General features: G+C 64.8%; 22 protein-coding genes. 9 read left to right on the forward strand and 13 right to left on the reverse strand.

The annotated features are described in order from the left end of the window. Positions 1-106 precede the first annotated feature (106 nt). Together kynU and EJC47_RS01745 are read right to left on the reverse strand one after the other, a co-directional pair. Positions 107-1,321: a kynureninase gene (kynU, locus tag EJC47_RS01740; RefSeq protein ID WP_126845245.1), complete on the reverse strand. Its 1,215-nt coding sequence runs from the start codon at positions 1,319-1,321 to the stop codon at positions 107-109. After that, positions 1,318-2,223 (reverse strand): alpha/beta hydrolase, encoded by a 906-nt coding sequence (locus tag EJC47_RS01745; RefSeq protein WP_260591445.1) that lies wholly within the window; start codon positions 2,221-2,223, stop codon positions 1,318-1,320. The genes kynU and EJC47_RS01745 overlap by 4 nt, the downstream gene beginning before the upstream one ends. Before the next feature lie 66 nt (positions 2,224-2,289). On the opposite strand from EJC47_RS01745, the gene parC reads away from it, so the two are divergent. Both parC and EJC47_RS01755 read left to right on the forward strand, forming a co-directional pair. After that, a complete protein-coding gene (gene parC / locus EJC47_RS01750) occupies positions 2,290-4,536 on the forward strand; it encodes a DNA topoisomerase IV subunit A (protein ID WP_126845246.1) in 2,247 nt (748 codons plus the stop codon). Between the two features lie 93 nt (positions 4,537-4,629). Further along, a complete protein-coding gene (locus tag EJC47_RS01755; RefSeq protein ID WP_081988748.1) occupies positions 4,630-6,345 on the forward strand; it encodes a putative bifunctional diguanylate cyclase/phosphodiesterase in 1,716 nt (571 codons plus the stop codon). Here EJC47_RS01755 and EJC47_RS01760 read toward each other — a convergent pair. The 4 genes from EJC47_RS01760 to EJC47_RS01775 are packed head-to-tail and all read right to left on the reverse strand — an operon-like array spanning position 6,315 to position 9,240. Then, entirely contained in the window at positions 6,315-7,538 is a 1,224-nt protein-coding gene (locus EJC47_RS01760) for a CCA tRNA nucleotidyltransferase (protein WP_126845247.1), read from the reverse strand. The two genes, EJC47_RS01755 and EJC47_RS01760, sit on opposite strands and share 31 nt — an antisense overlap. Continuing rightward, the gene (locus EJC47_RS01765; RefSeq protein WP_126845248.1) at positions 7,526-8,122 is read right to left on the reverse strand and encodes a CoA pyrophosphatase; all 597 of its coding nucleotides are present in this window, start codon (positions 8,120-8,122) and stop codon (positions 7,526-7,528) included. The genes EJC47_RS01760 and EJC47_RS01765 overlap by 13 nt, the downstream gene beginning before the upstream one ends. Continuing rightward, positions 8,119-8,685, reverse strand: coding sequence for a DUF1285 domain-containing protein (locus EJC47_RS01770; protein ID WP_033965440.1), 567 nt, complete (start codon positions 8,683-8,685; stop codon positions 8,119-8,121). Before EJC47_RS01770 ends, EJC47_RS01765 begins: the two co-directional genes overlap by 4 nt. 42 nt (positions 8,686-8,727) lie before the next feature. After that, positions 8,728-9,240 (reverse strand): GNAT family N-acetyltransferase, encoded by a 513-nt coding sequence (locus tag EJC47_RS01775; protein WP_033965439.1) that lies wholly within the window; start codon positions 9,238-9,240, stop codon positions 8,728-8,730. Between the two features lie 109 nt (positions 9,241-9,349). On the opposite strand from EJC47_RS01775, the gene EJC47_RS01780 reads away from it, so the two are divergent. From EJC47_RS01780 to EJC47_RS01790, 3 genes are all read left to right on the forward strand, one after another. After that, positions 9,350-9,982: a glutathione S-transferase family protein gene (locus EJC47_RS01780; RefSeq protein WP_126845249.1), complete on the forward strand. Its 633-nt coding sequence runs from the start codon at positions 9,350-9,352 to the stop codon at positions 9,980-9,982. A 61-nt stretch (positions 9,983-10,043) separates the two neighbouring features. Further along, the gene (locus EJC47_RS01785; protein ID WP_033965438.1) at positions 10,044-10,415 is read left to right on the forward strand and encodes a dihydroneopterin aldolase; all 372 of its coding nucleotides are present in this window, start codon (positions 10,044-10,046) and stop codon (positions 10,413-10,415) included. Beyond that, the gene (locus EJC47_RS01790) at positions 10,412-10,750 is read left to right on the forward strand and encodes a Rossmann fold domain-containing protein (RefSeq protein ID WP_126845250.1); all 339 of its coding nucleotides are present in this window, start codon (positions 10,412-10,414) and stop codon (positions 10,748-10,750) included. Before EJC47_RS01785 ends, EJC47_RS01790 begins: the two co-directional genes overlap by 4 nt. On the opposite strand, the gene EJC47_RS01795 is transcribed toward EJC47_RS01790, so the two are convergent. Next, on the reverse strand, positions 10,747-11,598 hold the full coding sequence (locus EJC47_RS01795) for a hypothetical protein (RefSeq protein WP_126845251.1): 852 nt from the start codon (positions 11,596-11,598) through the stop codon (positions 10,747-10,749). The two genes, EJC47_RS01790 and EJC47_RS01795, sit on opposite strands and share 4 nt — an antisense overlap. Positions 11,599-11,856: 258 nt before the next feature. On the opposite strand from EJC47_RS01795, the gene EJC47_RS01800 reads away from it, so the two are divergent. The 4 genes from EJC47_RS01800 to EJC47_RS01815 all read left to right on the forward strand — a co-directional run bounded on the left by EJC47_RS01800 (position 11,857) and on the right by EJC47_RS01815 (position 14,366). Continuing rightward, positions 11,857-12,489, forward strand: a complete 633-nt coding sequence (locus EJC47_RS01800) for an energy transducer TonB (RefSeq protein WP_409574463.1) — start codon at positions 11,857-11,859, stop codon at positions 12,487-12,489. A gap of 54 nt (positions 12,490-12,543) precedes the next feature. After that, entirely contained in the window at positions 12,544-13,329 is a 786-nt protein-coding gene (locus tag EJC47_RS01805) for a MotA/TolQ/ExbB proton channel family protein (RefSeq protein WP_126845253.1), read from the forward strand. A gap of 95 nt (positions 13,330-13,424) precedes the next feature. Beyond that, positions 13,425-13,907: an ExbD/TolR family protein gene (locus EJC47_RS01810; protein WP_010407956.1), complete on the forward strand. Its 483-nt coding sequence runs from the start codon at positions 13,425-13,427 to the stop codon at positions 13,905-13,907. Between the two features lie 30 nt (positions 13,908-13,937). Further along, entirely contained in the window at positions 13,938-14,366 is a 429-nt protein-coding gene (locus EJC47_RS01815; RefSeq protein WP_010407958.1) for an ExbD/TolR family protein, read from the forward strand. Positions 14,367-14,654: 288 nt separating this feature from the next. Here EJC47_RS01815 and dcd read toward each other — a convergent pair whose 3' ends face one another. From dcd to EJC47_RS01845, 6 genes are all read right to left on the reverse strand, one after another. After that, positions 14,655-15,209, reverse strand: a complete 555-nt coding sequence (gene dcd / locus EJC47_RS01820; RefSeq protein WP_010407963.1) for a dCTP deaminase — start codon at positions 15,207-15,209, stop codon at positions 14,655-14,657. A 93-nt stretch (positions 15,210-15,302) separates the two neighbouring features. After that, positions 15,303-15,767 (reverse strand): cytidine deaminase, encoded by a 465-nt coding sequence (locus EJC47_RS01825; RefSeq protein WP_126845254.1) that lies wholly within the window; start codon positions 15,765-15,767, stop codon positions 15,303-15,305. Continuing rightward, positions 15,764-16,447, reverse strand: coding sequence for a GH25 family lysozyme (locus tag EJC47_RS01830; protein WP_033965432.1), 684 nt, complete (start codon positions 16,445-16,447; stop codon positions 15,764-15,766). The genes EJC47_RS01825 and EJC47_RS01830 overlap by 4 nt, the downstream gene beginning before the upstream one ends. 10 nt (positions 16,448-16,457) lie before the next feature. After that, on the reverse strand, positions 16,458-16,940 hold the full coding sequence (locus tag EJC47_RS01835) for a UPF0262 family protein (RefSeq protein ID WP_126845255.1): 483 nt from the start codon (positions 16,938-16,940) through the stop codon (positions 16,458-16,460). Positions 16,941-16,997: 57 nt separating this feature from the next. Continuing rightward, positions 16,998-17,309 (reverse strand): hypothetical protein, encoded by a 312-nt coding sequence (locus tag EJC47_RS01840; protein WP_126845256.1) that lies wholly within the window; start codon positions 17,307-17,309, stop codon positions 16,998-17,000. After that, positions 17,306-17,488, reverse strand: coding sequence for a hypothetical protein (locus tag EJC47_RS01845; protein WP_033965450.1), 183 nt, complete (start codon positions 17,486-17,488; stop codon positions 17,306-17,308). The genes EJC47_RS01840 and EJC47_RS01845 overlap by 4 nt, the downstream gene beginning before the upstream one ends. Positions 17,489-17,524 lie beyond the last annotated feature (36 nt).

Consider the following 17,524-nt stretch of genomic DNA (forward strand, 5'->3'; position numbering starts at 1 on the left):
AACGCGGGCCGGGGCGGTAAGGATGTCGCTATATCGAAAGCGCGGCGGTGGTGCAATCAGCTTGGGGGGCGTGCGAGTGAGCGGATTGATGCTGGCCCCAGTTCGATCAGGTCACCGCATTGCGCTGCGCAAAGGCGGGGTCGCGGTACGCGCCGCGTGTCAGGATGTCCGCGAGGATCGATCCGGCGCACCACACATCCTCGAACCCAAGATAGAGCGGGGTCAGGCCAAAGCGCAGGATGGCGGGGTCGCGAAAATCGCCAATCACGCCGCGCGCGATCAGCGCCTGGCACAGCGCATAGGCCTGGGGATGGCGGAACGAAATATGGCTGCCGCGCCGTTCGGGATCGGCGGGGCTGACGCATTCGAGGTTCAGGCGCGCACCGATGGCGGCGAATTGGTCGAACAGCGCCGCGCTCTTCTTCGCCACCGCCTGTTGATCGACGTCGCGCCACAGGTCGACTCCCGCCTCCAGTCCCGCCATCGCCAGCATCGAAGGGGTGCCCGCCAGCCATCGCTTCATGCCGCTGGCCGGTTGATAGGCATCGGTAAAATCGAACGGCGCGGCATGGCCCATCCAGCCCGATAGCGCGCTCGCCAAGCGTTCCTGCAAGCGGCGTGCGACGAACAGGAACGCCGGTGCCCCGGGCCCGCCATTGAGATATTTATACCCGCAGCCGACCGCGAGCTCGGCTCCGGCGGCATTGAGGTCGACCGGGACCGCACCCACGCTGTGGCTAAGGTCCCATAGTGTCAGCGCCCCGGCGGCATGGGCTGCGGCGGTCCACGACGCCATGTCGTAGCGCTCGGCGGTTTTGTAATGGACATGGGTGAGCAGCACCACCGCAGTGTCGCCATCGATAGCATCGCCCAGCGCACCCCGCGCAACCGCGTTCAGCCGGGCACCGGCCACGCAGCCGACCGCGCCCTCGGCGATATGCAGATCGGTCGGGAAATTGCCGGTTTCGCTGACGATGGTGCGGCGCGCGGGATCGTGGCGAAGCGCAGCGACGAGCAGCTTGAACAGGTTGACCGAGGTCGAATCCGCCACGATCACTTCGTCGGGCTCGGCACCGATCAGCGCCGCGATCTTGCCGCCAATGCGCTGCGGGGCGTCGATCCAGCCTTCGTTCCAGCTGCGGATCAGCCGCTCGCCCCATTGCCGCCCGGCCATGTCGGCGAGCGCGGGCGCGGTGTCGCTGGGCAAGGGGCCAAGCGAATTGCCGTCGAGATAGATCACGCCCTCGGGCAGCGCGAACCGGTCGCGATAGCCGCGCAGCGGATCGGCGGCGTCGCGCGCGCGCGCTTCGTCGCGCGTCATTGAGCCAGCGCGCTGCGGATCAGCGCCTTAGCTTGCGCCCAGGCCGCCGTCTCCGGCGCGATCAGTTCGACATGGCCGGTACGCTCCACAATGTGCAGCGCGGCGCGGTCGCCCTTGGCGCGGGCCTGGTCGACATAGCCGGTGCCGAGGCGCAGCGGAATGATCGCGTCGGCCCGTCCGTTCACCAAATCCTGCGGCACGCCAAGCGGCAGTAGGCGCGGCACCGAGGTATCGGCATAAACATCGCTGCGGGTGCCGGGCTTGCCGACCAGGTGCGACACAACGTCCGTGCCACACCCATTGTCGGGGCTGGCGGCGGTCGCTTCGAGATCGGGCAATCCGCCGAGGCTTACGACATGGCTGATCTTGATCGCGTGGGCGCTGTACAAGGGGCTGTCCTTGGGCAAGCGCGACCGTCCGGCCAGCCACAGCGCCAGGTGTCCGCCGGCCGAATGGCCGACCGCGACGATATGGGTAGTGTCGAGATGAAAGGGCTCGGCGTGGGACGCGAGCGCGTCGGCGGCGGTCGCGGCATCGAGAAAGGTTCCGGGATAGCCCCCGCCCGGACGATCCACCCCGCGATATTCGATATTCCACACCGCGATCCCGCTTTTGCGAAGATCGTCGGCGATCCAGTTCATCAGGCTGCGGTCGGCGATGCTGGTGGTCCAGCAGCCGCCATGCACCATCAGCACGACGGGATGTTGGCCGACCCCTGCGGGGAGCCACACGTCCACCTTTTGCAGTGCATCCGTGCCATAGGCGATCGTCGCATCGGGCTTCGGCTGTGCCCGTCCGGTCAAGTCGGGCCAACTGAGCAAGGGCGGTTCGGACGTGCGCGGAGTATCGGGCATGGCACCTGCGGGCAAAGTGAGGAGGGCAAGCGAGAGCAACCGGATCATGTCCGCAGGGTGTAATCGCCACGCGACCATCTCGCCACCTGCGAATGCGGCTGCTATCGCGGAGCCATGCCGACCGATTTGACCGATCCCTTCCAGGCCATCGTGGACTCACCCTTCGATAGCGCGCTCAGCGACCGCTATCTGGTCTATGCCCTGTCGACGATCACCGCGCGTTCGCTACCCGACGTGCGCGACGGGATGAAGCCGGTGCATCGCCGCTTGCTCTGGGCGATGCGCCAGCTGCGGATGGACCCGAACACCGCCTATAAGAAATCGGCGCGCGTCGTCGGCGAGGTGATCGGCAAATATCATCCGCATGGCGATTCCTCGGTCTATGACGCGATGGTCCGGCTCGCGCAGGATTTTTCGGTGCGCTATCCGCTGGTTGAGGGGCAGGGGAATTTCGGCAATATCGACGGCGATAACGCCGCTGCCTTCCGCTATACCGAGGCGCGGCTGACGCAAGTCGCGATGGATTTGATGGAAGGGCTCGACGAAGACGCCGTCGGCTTCAAACCCACCTATAATAATGAAGAGCAGGAGCCCGAGCTTTTCCCTGGAGCTTTCCCGAACCTGCTCGCAAACGGTGCGGCGGGAATCGCGGTTGGCATGGCCACCAGCATCCCGCCGCACAACGCCGCCGAACTGTTCGACGCGGCGATCCTGCTGATCGACAATCCGCACGCCGAGGATGCGGCGCTGCTGGAGCATATCAAGGGCCCCGATTTCCCGACCGGTGGGTTGGTCGTCGACAGCCCGGCGTCGATTGCCGAGGCCTATGCTACAGGTCGCGGCGGCTTCCGCGTGCGCGCGCGCTGGCATGTCGAGGATCAGGGGCGCGGCACCTGGAACGCGATCGTCACCGAAATCCCCTACGGCATCCAGAAGGGCAAGTTGATCGAGCAGATCGCGGCGATCGTCAACGACAAGAAGTTGCCAATCCTGGCCGATATTCGCGATGAATCGGATTCCGAAATCCGCATTGTCATCGAACCGCGCAGCCGCACGGTCGAGCCCGACATGCTGATGGAAAGCCTGTTCAAGATGTCGGACCTCGAAGTCCGCTTCAGCCTCAACCTCAATGTGCTCGATGCCAACCGCACGCCGCGCGTGATGAGTTTGCGCCAGGCGTTGCAGGAATGGGTGGCGCATCAGTTCATCGTGCTGCAGCGGCGTACCACGCATCGCCTGTCCAAGATCGCCGATCGGATCGAGCTTCTGCACGGCTATATCGTCGCCTATCTCAATCTCGACCGCGTGATCGAGATCATCCGTACCGAGGATGAGCCCAAGCCGGTGATGATGGCCGAGTTCGAACTGAACGAGCGTCAGGCCGAGGCGATCCTCAACATGCGGCTGCGCAGCTTGCGGCGGCTGGAGGAAATGGAGCTGCGCAAGGAGCGCGACACGCTGGAGGCGGAGCGTGCCGGGCTGGAGGCGTTGCTTGGCAGCGAGGCGCGGCAGCGCACGCGGCTGAAGCGCGACTTCACCAAATTGCGTGAGCGTTATGGCCCCGAGACCAAGCTCGGCAAGCGGCGCACCACCGTGGCCGAGGCGGCCCCGGCGCGCGACATCCCGCTCGAGGCGATGATCGAGCGCGAGCCGATCACCGTCATCCTGTCGCAGCGCGGCTGGATCCGCGCGATGAAGGGGCATGTCGATGCCGCCGGGCTCGCCGCGGTGAAGTTCAAGGAAGGCGATGCGGCGCTGTTCGACTTCACCGCGCACACCACCGACAAGATCATCGTCGCCGCCGAAAACGGGCGCTTCTTCACGCTCGCGGCCGACAAATTGCCCGGCGGGCGCGGCTTTGGCGAGCCGGTGCGGTTGATGATCGATCTCGATGGTGAGATCGGGATCGTCGGTATTTTCCGTGCCGGCATTTCGGAGAAGCTGCTGGTCGCGGCGAGTGACGGTCGCGGCTTCATCGTCCGCACCGCCGACATCCTCGCGGAGACGCGCAAGGGTAAGACCGTGGTGACGCCGCGGATCGGGGCCAAGCTCAAGGTCGTCCGCCCGGTTGCGCCCGAGGCGGATTATATCGCTGCAATAGGCGATAATCGGCGCTTGCTGGTGTTTCCGCTGTCCGAGCTGGCAGAGATGGCGCGCGGGCAGGGGGTGCAGCTGATGCGCTTCCGGGATGGAGGGCTATCCGACGCGATCGCCTTCGTTTTTGCCGAAGGATTGAGCTGGCCAATGGGCGGCGAGAGCGGCCGCATCCGTACCGAAACCGATCTTGCGCCGTGGCGTGCCGCGCGCGGTGCTGCCGGCCGAATGCCACCCAATGGATTCCCCCGCGATAACCGCTTCTAGCGGGCGCAAATGCCAACGGTGTCATTTCACCAACGTACTGAAAAATCGGAAGGTTGAGCGGGTTCTTAACGATTTGACGCTACCGTCACGGCAATGGCGCTCGTTCCGCACCCTGTTTTGGCCCTCTCAACTGCGGCGGATGCGCTGACGCAGGATAATGCTGACGCGCCATCGCTCATGCTCGCCTCGCGGGTGATTGAGTTGCTTCCCATCCCCGCAGCGATGCTGTCGCTGCAGGACATCGGCATCGCGGTCATAGCGGTCAATCGTGCCTATGAAATGGCGGGTCTTGGCATTGGCGATCGTCGGCGCTCGCTGGTCGGGCAAATCGAGGGACGAATCGAGGCGTTTATCAGGGGCGATTCGCTGCGCGCGGAGTTCCAGGTCGAATATGGCGACGCCGTCGATTGCCATTATTATCAGGCAACGTTGGCGCGGCTGGCGCGCAACGCCGATCAGCGGTGTGTCTTGATTCTGGTCGATCAGACCGCCGAGCTGCGCACCGAACACAATCTGCGTCGGGAAATGCTGACCGACAGCCTGACCGGCTTGCCCAACAGGGCCGGTTTCAGCGATCGACTCGAGACGCTGTTGGACGATCCGGCGTCGCGCACCGACTATGCGGTGCTGGTCGTCGATCTCGACCGTTTCAGCCGCGTAAATGCCTGCCTGGGATCGATGGCCGGGGACGAGTTGCTGATCACGGTTGCCCGGCGCTTGAAGGGGGCCTTGCGCGCGCAGGACGTGCTGGCGCGCACCGGCGGTGACGAATTCGGGATTCTGTTGACGTTGGAGGATGGCCCAAGCGACGCCGACCACGTCGCCAAGCGCATCCAGGGAGCGCTTTCCACCCCCTTCCGCCTGTCCGATTTCGAAATTCGTGTCGCCTGCTCGATCGGCATCGCGTTCGGCACGGCGGCGATCGACGATGGCGAGGAGTTGATCCGGCACGCCCAGTTCGCGGTCAAACGCTCGAAGGGAACGGGCAAGACCGAGGCGTATCAGACCCAGGCGTTCGACATTGCGCGCGAGCAATTCGGCATGGAAACTGCGTTGCGCCGCGCGATCGAGCGTGGCCAGATGCGGCTGACCTATCAACCGATTTGCGACCTCGCGACCGGGCGACTGGTGTCGTTCGAATCGCTGGCGCGCTGGCGCGATGAAGCGGGAGTTGAGTATTCGCCCAATGATTTCATCCCCGTGGCCGAAGAATCGGGGCTGATCGTTCCGCTCGGGCGCTGGGCGATCCAGGAAGCGGCGGCGACGCTGGCGCAGTGGGATGCGCGGATGGGGGGCGATTGCGGGGTCAAGCTCGCGGTCAACCTGTCCGCTATCCAGTTGCAGCGCGACGCGATCGCGCCGGTCGTACAGTCGGCGCTTGCCGCCTACGGCCTGGACGGATCGCGCTTTACGCTGGAACTGACCGAAAGCGCGCTGGTGACCGACCCGGACCGCATGGCCGGCATCATGCACGCGCTGAAGGCGCTCGGCACCACCATCGCGATGGACGATTTCGGCACCGGCTATTCCAACCTCGCCTATCTTCAGAAACTGCCGATCGACATCCTCAAGATCGACCGCAGCTTCGTGACGGGGATGCTCGCCGATCGCGACAAGATCGCGATCGTGCGCGCGATTCTGTCGCTCGCACAGGCGCTCGGCATGAAGACCACCGCCGAGGGAATCGAGACCAACGAGCTGTCGCAAACGCTGGCGGCGTTGGGGTGCACCTACGGACAGGGCTATCTCTATGCCCGCCCGCTGGAGGCGGAAGCCGCCTATGCGATGCTGGAATCGCTCAGGAATTGAGCGACGGCGGCGTCGGCAATGGCATTGGCGCGCTCGGCTGAGGGGAAATCCTCGGCGATCCACTGATGTTCGACCAGCTTGAGCAACCGCGCGACATCCGGCCCCTTGTCGACCCCGCGCGCGACGATCGCGCCCCCATTCACCGGGAAGCTCGGCGCAACCCAATCGAGGATCTGGCGCACCGCCAGCACACGCTCCATCGCCGCCGGGATATGCAGCAGCACGCGGTCGATCGCGCCTTCCTGGCCCAGGCGATAGGAGAGCGCCTGCGGGGCGGCGAGATCGGGCGTGAGCGCCGAGACGATGCGTTTGCGCTGCGCATTCGACAGTTTCAGCCGTGCGGCAACATCCTCGCCAACCTTCGCATCGCGGGGGAGCACAGCGGCGAGGCGACGGATCGGGTCGGGGCTGAGGCCCGCCAGTGTCTCGCTGCCCGCGACGTCGGCCAGCGTCTCGACGCCTTCTGCGGTGATCTCCGGCAGGACCGGCCGGAAGATACCGCGCTCGACCATCAGCCGCAGCGTCGCCACCGCATTGGGGGCGACCAGCAGCTTGAGCAGCTCCGCCGCGATCCGTTCGCGGGACAGCGCCATCAAATCATTGGCGCGCGCAGTGCAGGCGTCCAGCCCCGCCGCATCCGGCATATCGCCAAAGCGCGCGTGGAAGCGGAAGAAGCGCAGGATGCGCAGATGATCCTCGGCGATGCGCTGCAACGGATCGCCGATGAAGCGCACGCGGTGCGCCGCCAGATCGGCAAGGCCGCCGAAATAATCGAAGATCTCGCCCGTTTGCGGATCGGCATAGAGCGCGTTGATCGTGAAATCGCGCCGCGCGGCATCCTCCCGCCAATCATCGGTAAAGGCGACGGTGGCGTGGCGTCCGTCGGTTGCAACGTCGCTGCGCAGCGTGGTGACTTCGACCGGAGAGCCATCCGCCAGCACCGCCGTGATCGTGCCATGGGCAAGGCCCGTCGGCACGGCGCGAATCCGCGCGCGGGCGAGCAGGTCGATCACATCCTCGGGCGGGTGACGCGTGGCCAGATCGACATCGGCGACGTCCAGCCCAAGCAGCGAATCGCGCACCGCGCCGCCGACGAAGCGCGCTTCGCCGCGCGCGGCCCCGAGCACCGCGCACAATTCGGCGATCCCCGCGCGCTGCCGCCAGGGCGCGTCGGGCAGCGTCAGGCCGTCCATCGCAGTCGCCGCGAGAGGTTGACGATCATCGCGGCGGTGGCACCCCAGATGCGATGGTCGCCCCAGAAAATCTCGTAATAATGGCGGTTGCGGCCCTGCCACTCGACGCTCGCCTCGATATGGTTGCCCGAATCGAGCAGGAAGCCGAGCGGCACCTCGAACACTTCGGCGACTTCAGCGGCGGCAGGGATGAACGCCAGATCGGGCGGCACTACGCCGATCACCGGCGTCACCTCAAAACCGGTGACGGTGCGATAGCGGTCGGCCTCCCCGACGATGCGGACGTAGGTGCGCGGCAGGGCGATTTCTTCTTCGGCTTCACGCAACGCGGCGGCGACCGGCCCGTCGTCGCCCGGATCGATCCGTCCGCCGGGGAAAGCGATCTGCCCGGCATGGCGCGACAGCGTATCGGTGCGCCGCGTCAGGATCACGCCCGGTTCGGCACGATCGGTCACCGGGATCAGCACCGCCGCCTGAGCGAGCGTGGTGACGATCGCGTCGGGATCGACATGGTCGCCGGTCAACAGCACCGTATCGGCATGGCCATTGGCGAGCGCCTGCTGCAAACGGGACACGAGCGTCATGCGGAGGGCTCCAGCGGGAAGAATGCGCCTGCGCTCCACACGCCGGGCGGCACGTCGCCACCGTCGATCGCCCGTTGCGCCAACTCGTAATAAACCGTGCGCGCCACCACCGCGTCGAGCCCGGCACGCACGTGCAGATAGGGGCGCGGGCCATCCTCGCGCGGCTCGAAACGTAGCGCATGATCGGCATCGGCGGTGACCAGATCGCCGGTATTGAGCCGGAAGGTGAGCGTCGCCACTTTGCCTTCGCCCGACACCTTCATTTCCACCGCAACGAACGGCGCATCCTCGACCACGATGTCGAGCTTCTCGACCGGGGTGACCAGAACGTAGCCGCCATCGGCTTCGCGCCGGAGGATCGTCGAGAACAGCCGCACCATCGCCTCGCGCCCGATCGGCGAGCCCTGATGGAACCACGTCCCGTCACGCGCGATGCGCATTTCGCTGTCGCCGCAATGCGTGGGATTCCAGCGCTCGACCGGCGGCAATTTGCGCGCTTCGGCAAGGCGCGCAATGTCGGCGAGCGACAAAGCGGCGAGATCGGGGATCGGCTCCATCGGCATGTCAGCGGCGGTAGGGCAGGCGGGTCGTTGCGTAAACCCGCGTCAGGCCAGCGCGACGATCCGTGGCGCGAGCAGGCCCGCCCCGCTCGGCACTTTGTCGCCGCGCGCGAGCAGACGATGCCGCTCGACCGGGCCGGGCACGCGCCATTCCGCCGTGCGCGCGGCATCGAAACCGAAGAAGCGGCCATAATATTCGGGATCGCCGATCAGCGTGATTGCATCCGCCAGGCCAGCACCCTCCGCCGCCGCAAGCGCTTGCGCGGTGAGCGCGCGCCCGATGCCGCCTTGCTGCCGCCCGGGTTCGACCGCGACCGGGCCAAGCTGCACCATCGCCACGTCGCGCCCGTCATCTCCGACAAAGCGAATCGGCCAGCATTGGATCGTGCCGACCAACGCGCCATCGTCGAGCGCGGCGAAGCTCAGGGCCGGAATCGCCTCCATCCCTGCGCGAATGCGATAGGCGGTGCGCTCCTGTCGGTTCGCGCCGAAGGCACGGTCGAGCAATCCCTCGACCGCAGCGGGCGCAACATCGGCAATCGGCACATATTCGATCACGGCGATTTCCTCGTCCCCTCGGTGTCCCGCTGGAACGGGCCCATAGACCGAAGGGGCCGCGCGCTTTAGCCTCCACTGCGCTGAACGCAAGTCGAATGGGGGAGTCTTCGTGAAACTTTATGATGCCGCCTGGGCACCAAGCCCGCGCCGCGTTCGCATCTATCTGGCGGAAAAGGGAATCGAGGTTGACCGCGTGCCGGTCGACCTGCGCTGCGATGAACATTTGGGCGAGGCCTTTCTGCGGATCAATCCGCGCGGGGTGGTGCCGGCGCTCGAACTCGATTCCGGCGAGGTGCTGTGCGAATCGTCGGCGATTTGCCGGTATTTCGAGGCGCTGCAGCCAGCACCGTCGCTGTTCGGCGAAAGCGCGCTGGACATTGCGCGGATCGAATCGTGGACGCGGCGGATCGAGCAGGAAGGCTATGCTGCGGCGGTTTATGTCCTGCGCAACCAGCGCGAGGCGTTTCGCGATCGCGGCGTTGCGGGCAAGTGGCCTGCCATCCCGCAAATTCCCGAACTGGCCGAACGCGGCGGTATTTTGTGGGCGGCGTTTACCGCAACACTCGATGCCCATCTCGCCGGGCGCACCTGGATCGCCACCGACGGCTACAGCTTCGCCGATATCTCGGCGCTGGTCACGATCGATTTCGCCAAGGCCGCGCGACTGACGGTGCCGGAGGGCTTCGTCCATCTGCACCGCTGGCACGCCGCCGCATCCGCCCGGAGCAGCGCCGCCGCGTGACGGTTCCCCTGCGCCCGCGATCTGCTATGGCGCGCGCCCATATCGACAAGAAGGGCCAGATTTGACCGACCGCCTGACGCTGAACGTCCACGATCTCGAAGTGATGGTGCTGACCGGCATCTATTCGGAGGAGACGCATCTGCCGCAACCGCTGCGCATTTCGCTGACGGTGGATTTGCAGGTGCCCGATCGTTTCGATCCCGATACGCCGCTGTCAGCCTCGAAAAACTATCTCGATCTGAAACATGCCGCGACCACCGCCCTGCCGACCGGGGTGCATTTCACGCTGGTCGAGGCGGTCGCCGAGCACATTTGCGAAACGCTGTTCCTGCAAGATGCGCGTGTAACGCGGGTCGAGGTGTCGATCGTCAAGCTGGCCATCGCCGAGGCAGGCGAATCGATCGGAATTACGCTGGTGCGGAACCGCCGGTGACGCAGGCGGTGGCCGCGGCGTTGGCAGGGCAGGCGCGCGTCGTGATCGCCGCCGATGCCGCTGCGCTGGCCGAACTCCGGCATACGGTATCCGATTCGCGGGCTGATAGCGGATTGGCGTTGCTCATCATTGCCGAAACCGTCCCAAAATTGGACCGGGCATTGCTGATCGCAGGCATTGGCCCGATCGCGATCGACGCCGCACCAACTATGCGCGTGGCCGCGCTCGATCTCGCTGATGGCGCGCGTGCGGACGATGTCCTCGCCGCCGCGCTCTTTCTGGCAGCGGCGACATCTTCGACTGGCCAGGTGTTGCGCATCGGCGCACGCGATTAGGAGCGTCGGCCGCGATCGCAGGCCCCAAGCGCAGTGATGACCAAGGCATAATCCTCGCGGGCGACCGTCGCATCGTCGCCGGACGAGTGCAGCACCGCGTCGGGCAAGGTCGCGGGCAAGCTGCACGCCAGCCGATACCATAACAGCGTGTCGCGCGGCGGCGGCGGCGCGGCGGCATCCACCACTTCGCTCAAGGCGACCGACCAGCGCGGCGCTTCGCCCGCCTTTCGCTCGATCGTCAGCGAAATCGGGCGGTTGTCCGCCGTCGACAGGAAGATTTGCGTTTCCCCCGAACCGGGCAGATCACCCGGCGTGTGAAAGGCGTTAGCGATGCCCGTCACAGTCGGCGGTGCGTCGGGGGCGAGCGTTTCGCGAACGATTCGCCGCGTCAACGCATCGCCAGCCGCCGACCATCCGCGCTGGGCGTCGGGGCGGATGAGCTGGATCTGCCCGACCTGGTCGGGCACGGCGCGGGCGAAGAGCAACACCCGGCTCTTGCGATATTGCGGCGCGCGGCCATGGGCGTCGAGCGGCACGTCCAGCGTATAGCCAAGCCGCGCGGGCATGGCATCGGTGCCGCGAATCAGTGCCGAGACGTCGGCTTCCACATAAAGGCGCGCCATACTGGGCGGGAGGCCTGCCGAATCGGTCGGCTTGAGCCGGACGGTGCTGCGAATGGTCGCATCGACGATAACCGGAGCCGCGACGACGAGATCTGCATAATCGGCATAAGCAGGCGCTGGCGCGGCACTTTCCGCAGCGATCGGAGCATGTTGCGCTGCAACGGTGGAGGGGGCGGAAAGTCCGACAATTGCGACGGTCAGGGCGATTTTTGGGAACTTTGGCATTCCCAACGGGTATCCGAGGAAGCAATTTTTATACAGAAATAATTCTGCCATGCGGCGGTTGTACGTTTGTTGCGTGAGACAAAGCGTTTGCGTCGTTGTTTTCGGCGCGATAGAGGTTGGGCCTGTCCAGGATATATTAGCCCATGGCAGGCCGGAATAACGAGCGGACGTTACGGATCGGCTTGGACCGTCGTGACCGGAAAAGAGGAGTTTCGTTTCTGAATGGCTTACGCTGATCGCAATACGAGTGGCAGCCGCGTGGTTTCGATCGTGATCGTGTCGATCATTGTCGCGCTGTTCGCGTGGGGTTTCGTGAACGGTCTGACCTTCAAATACATCAAGAAGGTTACCGAAAAGCTGAACACCTTCGACGTCGTTGAACCACCGCCGCCCCCACCCGACAAACCGCCGCCCCCGCCGCCCGAGCAGCCGCAGCTTCAGACCCCGCCGGTCGTGTCGCCGCCGCCGATCGTGCGCGTCACGGCACCGCCCCCTCCTGTGGTCTCGGTTGCCGTCCCGCCGCCCGCGTTGGTGATTACGCCGCGCGCCGCAGCGCCGGCTCCGGTTCCGGTTGCTGCTCCGCCAGCGCCGCGTGTCTCACAGGCGGCTGGCCTGAAGGGTAACCCAGCTGAGTACTTCGACGCGGACTCGTATCCTTCGGATGCGCTTGCGGCTGAAGCTTCAGGCCGTGTCATCGCAACCCTAACGGTGGGCACCGATGGCCGCGTTACGGACTGCGTTATTGTAACGTCGAGCGGCAATGCCAGCCTCGATCGCACGACCTGCGCCATTTCCAAGCGGCGGATCCGTTTTTCGCCTGCGAAGGATGAGAGCGGCAACCCGATTACGTCGACTTACCGCCTTCCGGTTCGTTGGACGCTACCGCAGTAACAGCAATTCTCGGGCGAGAGCCTCGACGTAGTACTTCAAGAAGGAATTTTTCGCATGTCCACCACCATTCTTGCTGCCGGTGCATCGGCTGCCGACAATTTCGGTTTCATGAACGCGATGAAGCAGGGCGGCCCCGTCACCTGGACGACGGCTGCAATCCTGACCATCTTCCTGTTCTTCACGCTCTACATCCTGTTCACCAAGCTGTTCGAACAGCAGAAGATCATCAACCAGGGCCGTCGCGTCCGTGCGACTTTCTGGAACGCGAACTCGCTGCGCGAAGGCGCTGCCAAGCTCGAGAAGAACTCGGCTTATAAGCAGATCGTCGACGACGGCATCGAAGCGCAGGAACAGCATTCGCGCCTGACCGATCCGGTCGAAGCGCATGACTGGCTGCACGGTTCGCTGCAGCGTTCGGAAGCGGCGATCAACTCGCAGCTCGGTGGCGGTCTCGCCTTCCTCGCAACCGTCGGCGCAACCGCACCGTTCGTTGGTCTGTTCGGTACGGTGCTTGGTATTTACCGCGCACTGATCGGCATCGGCCAGGCTGGCCAGGCATCGATCGACAAGGTCGCCGGCCCGGTCGGTGAATCGCTGATCATGACCGCCTTCGGTCTGGTCGTCGCGGTTCCCGCCGTGCTCGCCTTCAACTTCCTGCAGCGCCGTAACAAGGGCATTGCCGAGCATCTCAGCGCGTTCTCGAACGACGTGCTCGGCTACCTCGCCTCGAACGGTGCGGTTCGTCCGGCCGCTCCTGGCAAGAAGGCTCCGACCGCAACTGCGCCGAAGCCTGCCACGACCACGGCTGGCCAGGCCGGCGGCGTGCAGACCCGCGTCTAAGAGTACCGAACGGGGCCGCTCCCAGCGGCGGCCCCGTTTCTTTCGCCGCCCGGCTTTATCGGGTGGCCTGACCGATACGAATAGGATGGCCTTTCATGGCGATTAGTACAGGTGGCGGCGGCGATGACGCCCCGATGTCCGACATCAATACGACGCCGCTCGTCGACGTCATGCTGGTGTTGCTCATCATCTTCCTCATCACGGTTCCGGCGATCGTGCAGTCGGTCAAGCTGAAGCTGCCGGACGTGCGGTACGACCCGACCGTGACCAAGCCCGAGAACGTCTCGCTCTCGATCACCAAGGATAGCGACGGCAAGTGCGCCATCTATTGGGGTTTGACGCGGGTTACGCACGAAGAGCTGCTCAAGCGCGCGACCGACAAGCTCGAAGAGATTGTCAAAAAGGCTGGCGGTGCTCAGAATTTGACGACCGAAGATCTGCCCGAGGCGCATATCCGCGGCGACGTGGAAACGCCGTATCGCTGCATCGGTGGCGCGATCTACACGATGCAATCGGCTGGTTTCGCCAAGGTCGGCTTCATTTCGGAACCGCCCCCCACGGGTGGCCCGTCGGCGTAATGCGTGCGGTAGCACCAAGGAGTATTTGACATGGCAATCAGCAGTGGCGGCGCCGAAGGCGAGCCCATGATGGACATGAACACGACGCCGCTGATTGACGTCATGCTCGTGTTGCTCATCATGTTCATCATCACCATTCCGATCCAGACGCACGCGGTGAAGGTCGATCTTCCGATCAATGATCCATCCGCGAAGAAGCCTGACGTCGACCCACAAAAGAACAAGATCGTCATCCAGCCGGACGGCGTGATCCTGTGGAACGGCGCGCCGACCGACGAGGCGACGCTGCAGCAATATCTGGTGCAGACGACCCAGCTCAACCCCGAGCCCGAGCTGCACTTCCAGCCGGACCCGGCAGCGAAGTATGAAAAGGTCGACAAGGTTCTGGCGATCATCAAGCGCTCGAACGTCTCGAAGCTCGGCTTCATCGGCAACGAGCAATATCGTAACGACTTCTGATCGTCGCGATCTGTCGATGCACAATCAGGGCGGTCCTTCGGGGCCGCCTTTTTTGTGCGCGGTGTTTGCGGGGTATTGGATGGACGATCCGCAGGAGCGGGAAGACCATGCTTTGCCCGTTCGTTTCGAGCGAAGTCGAGAAACAGCGCCACGCGCTGTGCTAGGTTTCTCGACTTCGCTCGAAACGAACGGACGGAGGTCGTTCGCGGAACAGCAACTCAGCTCTGAAGAGCGGATTCTGATATTCCCCCCTTTCGCAGGAGGGGCGTTCCGTTGACTTTGGCCCGCTTACAGCCGCGGCAACGTTACCCCGCGCTGGCCCATATATTTGCCTGCACGGTCGGCGTAGCTGGTCTCGCACGGCTCATTGCCTTCGAGGAACAGGAACTGGCACGCGCCCTCATTGGCGTAGATTTTGGCGGGCAGGGGGGTGGTGTTGGAAAATTCGAGCGTAACATGCCCCTCCCAGCCGGGTTCCAGCGGGGTGACGTTCACGATGATGCCGCAGCGCGCATAGGTGGATTTGCCGAGGCAGATCACCAGCACGTCGCGCGGGATTCGGAAATATTCGACCGTGCGCGCCAGCGCGAAGCTGTTGGGCGGGATGATGCAGACGTCGGTCTTGCGATCGACGAAGCTGTTCGCCGCAAAATCCTTGGGATCGACGATGACGCTGTCGATGTTGGTGAAGATCTTGAACTCGTCGGAGACGCGTGCGTCATAGCCGTAGGAGGACAGGCCGTAGCTGATGCAGCCTTCACGCTTCTGCCCGTCGACGAACGGCTCGATCATGCCGGTGGCGAGCGCTTGCTCGCGGATCCAGCGGTCGGACATGATCGACATGCGAATGATTCCCCTATGGTGTCGGTCTTCGGTCCCCGCGTTTCGCCGGAAATAGCGGTGCGGGCAAGGGGCTGCCGCGTTCGTCTCGCGCGGCTACCCCGCAGCGCCCAAGCCCAGATCCTTTGGCCCGAAGGCGTGTGGCAGCAATTCGGAAATGGTACGCCGCTCGACCGCATCGCCCTCGGCCGCGCCGCACCAGACGAGGATATCGCGCCCGGCCATATCGGCGGCTTCGTTGATGACCTGGCGGCAGCGCCCGCAGGGGCCCACCGGGGCGTTGCCGGTCGGGCGGCCATCCGCGTCCATCGCCCCGCCAATCACGCCGATCGCTACCACCTGGCGCAAGTCGCCGCCGCTGTTGACGGTGGCGAGTGCCACCGTCTCGGCGCACAGCGACAGGCCATAACTGGCATTTTCGAAATTGGCCCCGGTCACGATCCGTCCGTCCGCCAGCAGCACTGCCGCACCGACGGCGAAGCGCGAATAGGGGGCATGCGCATTGCGCGCGGCGGCGCGTGCGGCGGCGATCAGCGTGTCGCGGGTGCTGTCTTCGGTCATGGTGCTACTACGTCCCAATGGATCGGTCCGTCGACGCCGTCGATGCGCCGCGTGCCGTTTGCCTGCCACATCCGCCAACGCCTTGCTGGATAATCGGGCGGAAAGAAATCCTGCACCGCCCAGACGGGACGCGGGATTGCCAATGTCACGCCGTAGGCCGCGTCAAACGCTTTGCTGACCTTGAGCAGCACCGGCTTGCCGGTGTGCGATTCGACCATCGTGATGTAGCGGCGCAGCTCGTCGAGCACGATCGGCCCCGCTGGGCGCGTGGGACAATCCGCCGCGAAATCGAGTTCCAGTGCCGCAGGCAGGGCGTTTTCGTCGCGCGGCACGGTGGTGTTGAACAGATTGGCCTGGTCGGTGGCGAGGCGGCAGATCGAATAAAGATGGCTGGCACCGCGCCGCAGCCCGGTTTCATAAAGGCCAGTCCAGTTTTCCAGAAAACGCGTATCGCGCTTGTCGGCACCGCTGGTCGCGCGGACATAGGCGAAATCGGCCCCTGCGCGCTTCACCGCCCACCAATCGATCGTTCCGTTCGCCTCGGCGATATCCACGCCCTGAAAGGGGTATTTGTCGGACGGCCGCCAATGGTGCATCCAGGTCCAGCCCGCCGCATACGCTATGCCAATGGTGATGATGACGGCACCGGCCAGGCCGATCCGCTTTTTCCAACGCCCCATGCTGCCCGCTTTACCCCTTGATGTGCAGGACGCAAATCAGCGTGAACAGCCGACGGGCCGTATCGAAATCGATGTCGATCTTGCCCTCCAGCCGCTCTTTCAGCAACGCGGCGGCGTCATTGTGGACGCCGCGCCGGGCCATATCGACCGTTTCGATCTGGGCGGGCGTGGCGTTGCGGATCGCCTGATAGTAACTGTCGCAAATCGCGAAATAATCTTTGATCGGGCGACGGAAGCGCCCCATGCCGAGGATGTAGGTTTCGAGATGGGTGCCATCCTCGCGGTGGATGCCGATGCCGAGCCGTCCTTCCTCGACCGTCAGATCGATCTTGTACGGGCCGGCATAGCCGTCGGGATACGCCTTTTGCGGCGCAAAATGGTTGCCCTCGATCAGGTCGAAGATCGCGATCCGCCGTTCCTGTTCGATATCGGCCGAGCGCCACAGGATGGTGCGCTCGTCAAGGGTTACGGCAATGATGCGCGGGTCGGACATGGCGCAGCCGTAGCCGGGCGGCGCGCGCGCGACAATCCATCGCGCCCGGTCGAAGCGTCAGGCCTCGACCGTCAGCACTTCGATCGTCGCCTCGGCGCATCCGCCGTGCCGCGCGAGCGCGGTTACCGTGGCATCGGCGACGAGATGTCCGCGCAGCGTCAGTTCGGCTTCGGCCAACGCACCGAGCCAGCGGGCCAGCGCCGCCTCGTCGGGCGCATCCAGCGTCAACCGATGTTGTGCGCCGACGAAGGTCGCGCTGGCCCAGCGTGTGCTGTGCACGGTGCCGATCGTGATGGCACATCCTTGCGTGCGAGCATCGCGTTCCAGCGCCCGGCGGAGCAGCGTGGCGGCATCGGGGCCGCGGCTCATGGTCGCGCCTGCTGTTCGGCGAGGAAGGCCTCGATCCGGCGTACCATGCGCGGGCCGGGTTCGCGACCGCGCCGCAGGTCGTGGACAAGCCGTGGGTCCCGCACTGCGAGCCGTCCGAACTTGGTCGGTGGCATTGCCGTAGCCTTCAGATAGCGATCGATCTTCTGCAGCACCGACATGTCCAATCTCCCGTGATTCGCGTTTAAGTTCACGAT

This window comes from Sphingomonas sp. TF3, assembly GCF_003985085.1.
In the GTDB taxonomy this organism is placed as follows: Bacteria; Pseudomonadota; Alphaproteobacteria; order Sphingomonadales; family Sphingomonadaceae; genus Sphingomonas.